General features: G+C 74.6%; 1 protein-coding gene. It reads left to right on the top strand.

Going from position 1 to position 343, the window contains the following annotated elements; translation table 11 throughout:
* Nucleotides 1-343: ABC transporter permease subunit (locus tag AN216_RS00190; protein ID WP_139140805.1), on the top strand; the 343-nt coding region annotated here is incomplete at both ends.

The raw sequence follows: 343 nt of genomic DNA, 5'->3' as shown, positions 1-343 counted from the left end.
TGCGGGAGGGCAGCCGCCTCGACCGGGCGCTGAACTCCGCGGCCGTACTCCTGCACGCCGTACCGGAGTTCGTGCTCGGGCTGCTGCTGGTCGCCGCCGTGTCGCTGGCGGCCGGGCTGCTGCCGGCCACCGCCGTGGGCATGGACACGGCCGCGCTACTGGCACAGCCGGCCGTGCTGGTGCTGCCGGTCAGCGTGTTGACCGCCCGGCATCTGTGCGACCTGACGCGCCAGGTCCGAGTCGGCGTGGCGGCCGGGCGGCACGGAACCGTCGCCACGCATCTGCGGCTGCTGGGGATGCGGGAGCGGACGGTCGTACTGCGCCATGTACTGCCGGGCGCCCT

It is taken from the genome of Streptomyces oceani, assembly GCF_001751245.1.
Classification (GTDB): domain Bacteria; phylum Actinomycetota; class Actinomycetes; order Streptomycetales; family Streptomycetaceae; genus Streptomyces; species Streptomyces oceani.
This window is presented reverse-complemented; position numbering and strand designations above follow the sequence as displayed.